This is a genomic window from Domibacillus sp. 8LH (genome assembly GCF_038806185.1).
GTDB classification, from domain to species: domain Bacteria; phylum Bacillota; class Bacilli; order Bacillales; family Domibacillaceae; genus Domibacillus; species Domibacillus indicus_A.
Window position 1 is genome coordinate 151,154 of record NZ_JAVJNG010000005.1, and the last position, 8,846, is coordinate 159,999.

Annotated in this window: 6 protein-coding genes; all 6 read right to left on the reverse strand. The window is 39.4% G+C overall.

What is annotated here, in order from left to right; translation table 11 throughout:
* Positions 1-745: 745 nt before the first annotated feature.
* The 6 genes from RG959_RS10145 to RG959_RS10170 all read right to left on the reverse strand — a co-directional run bounded on the left by RG959_RS10145 (position 746) and on the right by RG959_RS10170 (position 8,540).
* A complete protein-coding gene (locus RG959_RS10145; protein ID WP_342797005.1) occupies positions 746-2,245 on the reverse strand; it encodes a PTS transporter subunit EIIC in 1,500 nt (499 codons plus the stop codon).
* Entirely contained in the window at positions 2,238-3,830 is a 1,593-nt protein-coding gene (locus RG959_RS10150; protein ID WP_342797018.1) for a glycoside hydrolase family 13 protein, read from the reverse strand. Before RG959_RS10150 ends, RG959_RS10145 begins: the two co-directional genes overlap by 8 nt.
* A gap of 103 nt (positions 3,831-3,933) precedes the next feature.
* The gene (locus RG959_RS10155; protein ID WP_342797006.1) at positions 3,934-5,757 is read right to left on the reverse strand and encodes a reverse transcriptase/maturase family protein; all 1,824 of its coding nucleotides are present in this window, start codon (positions 5,755-5,757) and stop codon (positions 3,934-3,936) included.
* Between the two features lie 563 nt (positions 5,758-6,320).
* On the reverse strand, positions 6,321-6,458 hold the full coding sequence (locus RG959_RS10160) for a hypothetical protein (RefSeq protein WP_342797007.1): 138 nt from the start codon (positions 6,456-6,458) through the stop codon (positions 6,321-6,323).
* A gap of 376 nt (positions 6,459-6,834) precedes the next feature.
* Positions 6,835-7,167 carry a zinc ribbon domain-containing protein gene (locus tag RG959_RS10165; protein WP_342797008.1) on the reverse strand — a complete coding sequence of 111 codons (333 nt, stop codon included), beginning with the start codon at positions 7,165-7,167 and terminating at the stop codon, positions 6,835-6,837.
* 380 nt (positions 7,168-7,547) lie between these two features.
* Positions 7,548-8,540: a LacI family DNA-binding transcriptional regulator gene (locus tag RG959_RS10170; RefSeq protein ID WP_342797009.1), complete on the reverse strand. Its 993-nt coding sequence runs from the start codon at positions 8,538-8,540 to the stop codon at positions 7,548-7,550.
* Positions 8,541-8,846: the final 306 nt, after the last annotated feature.

Here is an 8,846-nt window from a genome sequence, read left to right on the forward strand (position 1 = left end):
ATATTGGACCCGCAGCTGGTTTTCTAATCTGGTCCTCAATGGATCTTGGTGTTTGATAACCAATATTGCTATGAATTTTCTTTCGGTTATACTAAAAAGCCAAATGAAAGGGATCTAAACCCACAGGTTAACACCTGACTATTCCATTGAAATGGGCAAGCGCAGCACCAAGCCTGGATGTGCAGTACTTAATCTGCCGTCAATCTATTCCCTCACCTACCAAGTGATGAATCTGCTTTACCAGCAAGTTCCGGTGGCCAATCTCTACATATATAGAATGGTTAAAGGACCGGTGGATCATTAAACATAAAAGATGTCCGGTTAAACGGTGTTTCGGTTAAATTAGCGTACTTCATTAAACGGTCGGCTAAACAAGGGCGTGTACGGTGTATTCCGGAATATGACGCACTCAGCATTGAATCGGAGGAGGAATTGTTATCGGTTTTGCTATCCGTAGATATTAAGGGTTGGCTCAGGAAAAAGGGAGAATAGACAGGCAAGAGTATGCAGGATATTGCTGTGGAGATCTTTGAAGAAATTTATTAACGAGACAAATAATGAATCAACAACAGTGGTTATATTCATCCTGACATTTAAGATGAGTGTCACACTACCCCGTTTTACTTCTGCAGTTTATTTAAATTTTATTTGAAAGGCCCGTTTCCCTTGAAGGAAACGGGCCTTTCAAACGATATAAGATATTTTTAATTCCTTTTTCTTCTTTAAAACTATATATTGAGCAGTCTCAATTTTGCTGGGCCTTCTTTTGCAGTGGATTAGACACCTGGGCTCTCTTTTGTGAATATTTAGCATTACTTTCTTTTCCACTCTGATCTTCTATCATAACTTCTTTTGGCACTGCAAATAAGTAGGTAATCACAAAGGCAGCCACAAAAATTAGAATAGAGACTATGATATATACGAGCAGCTGATTCCATTCGTAAATGTACATTAGAGGAGAAAGGACAACAGCCAACCCATATGAATTCGCTTTAATATTTAACAAGGATAAGATAGCACCACCTGCAGTTGAACAGGCAATCATTACATAAAGCGGTTTCAAACTATATCGCATCACAACACCAAACAAAGCCGGTTCACTGACACCCAGCAGCTGCGTGAGGGCTGCACTCATACCTGTTACCTTTACCGTCTGTTTTTTCGCTTTAATCGTAATCCCTAAGCATGTGCCGGCATTTGCAAACCCGTACATGGCACAAAGCGTAATAAGAGGGTTAAAACCTGTATTGGCCAGTAGTGTTGTCTCAATCATAATAAATAAATGATGCATTCCCGTCATAACGGCTAAAGGATATAAGAAGCCGATCAACAGTCCGCCTATTCCGAGAGGAGCCTGTATAAGCTGAGTTATTACTGTGACTAAGCCTGATTCTAGAATATGCAATAATGGACCTAAGATCAGCAGACCTGTAATCATCATCGCTAGTAAAACAAAGAACGGAGTAAAAATTAAATCTAACGCATTTGGCATGACAGCCCGCAATTTCTTCTCTAATTTTGCTCCAAGGATTCCTACAACAAGCGCTGTCAGCACACTGCCTTGATACCCAACAACTGGAATGAAACCGAAAGCCATAATAGGTTCCACTCCACTATTGATATCTGCCACTGCATAAGCATTCGGAAGAGCTGGAGAAACCAGCATCAGTCCAATAACAAAACCGATAATCGGCATGCCACCAAAATTTCTAAAAGCAGACCAGCAGATTAGGGCTGGCAAAAACGCAAAAGCGGTATCTGTAAGCACAGAGATAAGCGTCTGCAAATAAGCGGGAATATCCTTGATAGTCATTCCCATTACGCCTAGAACGGTATCATTAAACAGCACACCTTTTAAACCCAGGAATAAACCGGTTGCTGCGATGATTGGAATTATCGGAATAAAGATATCGGCTAGCGTGCGGATCGCTCTTTTAATTCCTTTCTCTCTTGGACTGGAAGATACATTCTGATCCAATTTATCATCTTGTTCAGGCTGGTTTCCTTTTAAGGCAGCGTATACTTTGTTGACAGTACCAGTTCCTAAAATGACCTGGTACTGTCCCGCATTGAAAAAGACGCCTTTTACCTCATCGATGTTTTCAATCGCTTCATCGTCAATTTTTGTGCGGTCTTTAACCGAAAAGCGCAGCCTAGTTGCACAGTGAACAAAGGATTCAATATTATCTTCACCAATGACCTGGACAATTTCTTTTCCTATGCGTTCATATTTATTTTCACTCATGAAAGCACCCTTCTTTCTTTAAAAGGATTAATGCCTGATACGGCTGTAAAGAATTCGCTGTTTCTTCTTTGTAATTATTTAGTAGGACTGTGTAGTTTTCAGGGTCCCAATTCAGCTCTTGCTTTTCAGAAGAAAAATTGAAATAACACACCACTTCTTCTGCATTCAATTTTCGCTTATAAGCGATAATGACGGGATGATCTTCTAAAATAGGTTCAACCTTTCCGTATATTAAGCATTCACTTGCCTCACTAGACTGTCTGACTCCAATCATCTTTCTGTAAAAATTCAAGATGGAATCCGGGTCCTGCTCTTGCTGCTCCACATTAATGCTTGTGAAGTTCTCATTCATGCCAAGCCATGGTTTCACCTTTGAAAACCCACCATACTCATCAGCATTCCAATGAAAAGGTGTTCTTGAATTATCACGGCTCCTTAAATTGATAAAGTACAGGGCTTCCTCTTCGCTGAACCCTTCATTCATGGAGCGATAATATTGATCGATACTTGAAATATCATCAAACTCTTCAATACTTTTGCGGGTGAAATTGGTCATCCCTATTTCTTGGCCCTGGTAAATAAACGGTGTGCCTCTAAGATAGAAAAACATAGCGCCGAGCATGGTCGCTGAATAGAAGTTTTGATCTTCTTCTTTTATATACTTGCTTAGTGATCGATTTTGGTCGTGGTTCTCTAAAAAGTTAGCTCCCCACCCTACTTTTTGGATCTCCTTTTGGCTGGTGAAAATTAATTTTTTGAGATCTAAAACCGTCCAATCAAGTCTTCTGAACCATTCACTTCCAGATGCAACATCAAGGTCTGCATATCTAAAATCAAAAATCATTGAAAAGTAACCGTTTTCTCCAATATAATCACCAAATTGCTCATATACAACGCCCGGTGCTTCACCAATGGTCACACAATCATATTTAGAAAATGTTTTTTCGTTTAATTCATGTAAAAATACTTCAATGCCTGGCTGATTACGAGTCTTCTTTGTGCACTTTACAAGCCCGTCTGCTCCGTCAGCTGGAAGATCGCTAAACGTTTGGTCTTTTTTTATAAAAGTAATCGCATCAACTCGAAATCCTGCAATCCCCTTTTCCAGCCAATAATTGACCATCTTATACAACTCTTCGCGCACTTCTTCATTTTCCCAATTTAAATCCGGCTGCTTAACGTCAAAAGAATGAAAATAATACTCATCTGAGTTCGGCAGAGGTTCCCATACACTGCCGCCAAACACTGAGCGCCAGTTTGTCGGAGGCTGGCCATCTTTGCCGGATTTCAACACATAGTAGTCTCTATATTTGCTGGTTGGATTCTTTAAAATGTCCTGGAACCATGGATGTTCATCTGAGGTATGATTAATGACTAAATCTAGAACAATCTTGATCCCTTTTTCCTTTGCTTTTTCAATTAACTCGTCTAAATCCTTCATTTCACCAAATTCCGGATTTAACTGATAGTAATCTGAGATATCGTATCCGTTATCAGCCATTGGCGACTTGTAAATAGGACAAATCCATATCATCGTAATGCCTAAAGACTGCAGGTAATCGAGTTTCTCGGTAATCCCGTTTATATCGTAGGATAAGTGTTCAGCGCCTTATCATATTTCTATGACAGGTTTCCAGACACTCTCCCCCAAACCGTACGTACACCTCTCGATGTATACGGCTTTCCATCTATCCGTCTAGTTTCCCAGCGTGTAAATCTTTGTGACACTTCCTGCATAACGCCATTGTTTTACGATTTCTAGCAATCATAAATTTTTCCCAAGCTTTTTTTCCTTTCAGGTCTTTTAGCTTTCTGATGTGATGAATTTGAATGGAAGAGTTTTTATTTCCGCACCATTCGCACTCATCGGCTAATAGCCTTTCGATTAAGCTGGTTCTGACGGTATACATTTCTGTGTTAGGAATGTCATCGACTGGTTTTTTTGTATTAATCGTCCTATTCTTGTGGTATGTTTTCTCATTGAATAATGCAATCTTTTCACCTTTTTTGGTTTTGTATTTAACCCCGAACCTTCCGTTTATCTGATACTTATTCCATATTTTATTTGTAGATGTCTTGTATTTGTTGGCGAAAGTTTTAAGCATACTCATTTCCATGATATAATGGAATTTATTTAGGACGCTTACATTGTTGGCTAATTTGTAGTAGTTATAGAAGCCAGTGAGTTCTGCATTATACTTTCTTATAATTTCCAAGTCATCACAATTGCTTAAATATGGTCTGTGAAGGGCTTTCCATGAGTTGTCTTCTTTTATTTTCAGAATTTTGAACTCTTGAAGTTTGCCGATCCATTTTTCTTTGGGTACGTATAGAACCACTTGCAGGCTGTGTTTTGCCTTAATCATTCTTCCATGAAACTGTTTTGTAACTACATGTTCTGTCCTGTTGATAGCAATATCATAACCTAGAAATCTGGCGAATTTTTTTGTGTTGGTTATAAGTGTTTTTTCTTGGGAGAGTTCTAACTTTAGTTTTTCCGCAAGGAAAACTGTGAGATCATCTTTGATCTTGATAGCGTCAGCCTTTGTCCCAATGATCCCAATTAGAAAATCATCTGCGTACCTTACATATTGCATGTTCCTAAAGGAACTATCCATGATTTTCTTACTGGGGACACTCATAGCTTTTCTTTTCAATTCTTTGTATTCACGTATAATTTCAGCTTTCTTTTGTTCATCATATTGATCCCATTTGCTTTTATTTTTGTCCCTAAGCCACTGGCTCTTTTTCTGCCATTTCGTATACTCCGGGTTGGTTTCTCTTCCTATTCCTATCTTGAATTTCTCCATATATTCAGCCACGTATGAATCCAGTTCGTTTAGATATATGTTTGATAGGATAGGGCTTATTATTCCACCTTGCGGAGTACCACTATATGTTTTATGATACTTCCAATCTTGGAGGTATCCAGCTTTTAGGAATTTCCATATGAGATTGATAAACTTTTCATCATCAATGTACTTTCGAAGAATCCCTATGAGAACATGGTGGTCAATGTTGTCGAAGAATCCTTTGATATCTCCTTCCACGAACCATCTTGTTGCTCTAAATTCTCTTTGTACTTGCATTAGGGCAGTATGACAGCTTTTATCGGGTCTAAACCCATGTGAGTTTCTGCTGAATTTTTTTTCGTGAATACTTTCTAGGATACTCCTTACTACTTCTTGGACAAGCTTGTCATCGAAGGATGGGATACCGAGTGGTCTATCTTTCCCATTTGTTTTCTTAATGTATGTTCTTTTAGATGGGTTCGGTTGATAGGTTTGATCCTTTAATTTTTCAATGAGTTTTTTAATTCTTTCCATACTCATACCGTCGATCGTTTTACCATCAGTTCCTTTTGTCATGTTGCCCTCATTGGCGTATATTTTTGAATATGCCATGAGGAAAAATTCTTCATTATAAAGGTTCCGATATAATCTTTGGTATTTGTACTCATCCACCGTAGATTTGGACGCTAGACTGTCTAATACTACTTTTGGATTTCTCATAGTGTCTCACACACCTTTCCAATTTTGTATTACACGGGATAAACTGTTCCCCTTCGCCATGTACTAGGCTTTCCCTAGCTCGGACTACTACGAGAACTCCGTTACCATGCTGAATATTCAGGTCTCGATAGACCATAGCCCCTTTCATAGTTGTGGGCGCTTCAGGTTAGGTAATCTCCATTTAGTACGATTAGAAATAGCGTGTCGCAGTATCGGAGTGCCTTTCATCTTTTCACTCTTATCGAGCGTGGGCGAGTGTGTGACATTCGGTTCGGCACGTAGGCGAAATGCTTCCCTCTACACTCGTATAACGTTTGTAGTTTCCTTCCGTTATAGATGACGCTATATCCCCTCAGATTAGCATTCAAGCAGTTTAGCTTTCATCCTTGTCTGCAACGTTTTACCTCTCCCTTCAGTTGCGGTCTGGAAACTGATCGACTTAGGGATTCGACACCATGCTACAGTCCCCACAAGAGTTTCCCCTTGTAAGTAAGGTGTTGGTAATAGGTAGTATTGATGTCCTCGTACCTACAGCTTTGCTAGAGCTGAATTTCTAACCGCCCTTATGGACGCACACCTATTCCGTCATTGTTCGAATCGTAAAAACTTTTAGGGTAAATCTGATAAATAACTTCTTTCTGCCACCATTTTTGCTTCATGCCTGCTTCTCCAAGATGGTATTCATGTAAAGTTTGCTGCATGGCTATTCCTCCAAATTCGTATTTATTTAAAGAAGAATTTCGACTGATTTGTGGGAACGGTTCCACACCACTTTAAAAAAATAAATGAATGCTCTGGGCTAGTATTTCTAACAAATAATATGTACGGACTATATGCATTCATCTAATGTGGGAACGGTTCCACAATCATTTAAAAAAATAGAAATTGATTTATACTTGGTTACAGTTTTAGAACCGGTTCCATGAATTAGATTATACGCGTCCTCATTTTATTTTGTCAACGCTTTCTCTTTTAAAAATTTCAAATTTTAAAATTATGCCCTTGTGAACCTCTCCAACTAATTGCTGCGCAATTTGATGGAGCATCCTTATCTTGATACGGTACAGCATCAGCTGGTTAAGCTCCCTTCGGAAGCCCGAATGCATGATGGAGACAGACAGTCTGGGATGTTCTTATTGCCAGCTCAGGAACTTCTGCCTGAAGAGACAACCATTTCGTTTCCGAAGTGGATTTTTGAAAAGCCCGAATGAAATAAAGGGCACCGATATTATAAGAAGCAGATAAATCCGCATGATAGACTTTGCCAGTTGAAAACGTGGCAAGGTCTTTTTTCTGATTCCGTTCCACTTTTCCAGAGCCGTCGAACGCCAGGGCGCTGGTGTTTCGCGGATTGATCCAGGAAATGCGCATGCCGAGGCAGTGCGCCATTTCTTCTACTTTGTTCTGCATGCCTATTTTCCGCCAGCCGTGAAGCTTGAAACGAAGTTTCCTGGCTCCATAGAATCCTTTTGGAATTTTCATTCTGCCTAAGTATTCGAATACGATGACATCACAGCCATACTTTGCCGCGAATTTTATAATTTCACGGCTTGTGTGGCGGACAATATGCTGCTCGTACCCATTGATCTGCCGCCAAAAATTGGGCGCATGAATGCGGCCGCTTGCCCGCTGGGCTTTCCGCAGTGTGTTCGTTAACGTCTGCAGCCGATCTCTTTCTTTAGGCTGAAAGCATTATAAAATGCTTTCTTACTTTTCAAAAATTGTTCTAGTATTCATGTAATCGATTTCAATTACTTATTAGAAATTGTGAGAGTCTTTATCTCACAATTTTAAGTAGATTGACGAATAATCAATTCAATGGGAAGCTCATAATACTCATCAAGTGATTCGACATTATTTAACTTTTCAATGATGATTTCTACTGCTTTTTCTCCTAACTGATCGACCGGCTGCTTAATGGTTGTTAGTTTTGGACTTACGACCCGTGCGATCGGCTGGTCATCAAACCCCATAATGGCAAGGTCATCTGGAATCCGGATCCCGTGGGCACTCGCTTCTGCAATCATTCCACTGGCAACTTCATCACTACCGGTAAACACAGCTGTTGGTCTTTCTTTCATCTCTAAAATTTTCCGGAGTAATTGCTGTCCATCTTCAATGCTGTGCTGGTTGATGAAAACCCAATTCGGGTTAATCAAAATACCTGCTTCTTCCAAGGCTTTTTGATAGCCTTGATTGCGCTCTTTGCCTTTCCCTTCTTTCTTAAAGAATCCCCCTGTACAATAGGCAATTCTCCTGTGTCCTCTTTCAATTAAGTGTTTTATGCCATCGTAAGTCCCTTTGTATTGGTTAAGACGGACTGTTGGGACTTTTGATTTGTCGATATACACGTTACAAAGCACAATCGGCCCGTGCTTTATAAACGATTTGACTTTAGACCACTGGTTTTCAACAGCCGTCATAATAACTCCATCCACTTGTTTTGTTTTAAGCAAATTTAGAAACGCCAGCTCTTTTTTTGGATCCTCATTACTTTGGAAAATCAACACTTGATAGCCTTTTTCATAAGCTGCTTCTTCAATGGCATCTACCAAGTAGGAAAAGAAAGGATTGGTTATCTTCGGGACTATAACTCCAATTGTTGTAGTTAGCTGCCCCCTTAGCCTGCGGGCAGAAAGGTTGGGGTGATATTCTAGCTCTTCCATTGCTTTTAAAACGAGGGCCTTTTTTTCTTCGGATACATATCCTTTATTATTAATAACACGAGATACTGTAGTTTTTGATATTCCTGATAATTGAGCCACGTCTTTTATCGTCGGCATTCTTTTCATCCCTTTGTATTGCAATTTGTGGAACCGATTTCACATATTGTACCCTACAAAGAAGTTCTGTTTCAATATTTATTCTTGGATTAATCTTTTTGAATGGTCCCTAATATTGATCAGTATTTAGTTTGTAAGGAGGATATACTCTCCTTTAAAGAGATGAATTATCGTTTCGTAAAAGTGTACTTATGTAGAAGATTGGCTTATATGCAGAGGTTTAGGGAACGAGAGCGTAAAATATTTTGTGTAAATGAGTAAATAGAAAAAGGAAGACCTTTTCTTGTAGAATTGAATCACCACAAC

Coding starts and splice junctions, on each gene's coding strand:
- RG959_RS10145 (WP_342797005.1), bottom strand. CDS start 2,245: ATGAGTGAAAATAAATATGAACGCATAGGAAAAGAAATTGTCCAGGTC.
- RG959_RS10155 (WP_342797006.1), bottom strand. CDS start 5,757: ATGAGAAATCCAAAAGTAGTATTAGACAGTCTAGCGTCCAAATCTACG.
- RG959_RS10160 (WP_342797007.1), bottom strand. CDS start 6,458: ATGCAGCAAACTTTACATGAATACCATCTTGGAGAAGCAGGCATGAAG.
- RG959_RS10165 (WP_342797008.1), bottom strand. CDS start 7,167: ATGCAGAACAAAGTAGAAGAAATGGCGCACTGCCTCGGCATGCGCATT.
- RG959_RS10170 (WP_342797009.1), bottom strand. CDS start 8,540: ATGCCGACGATAAAAGACGTGGCTCAATTATCAGGAATATCAAAAACT.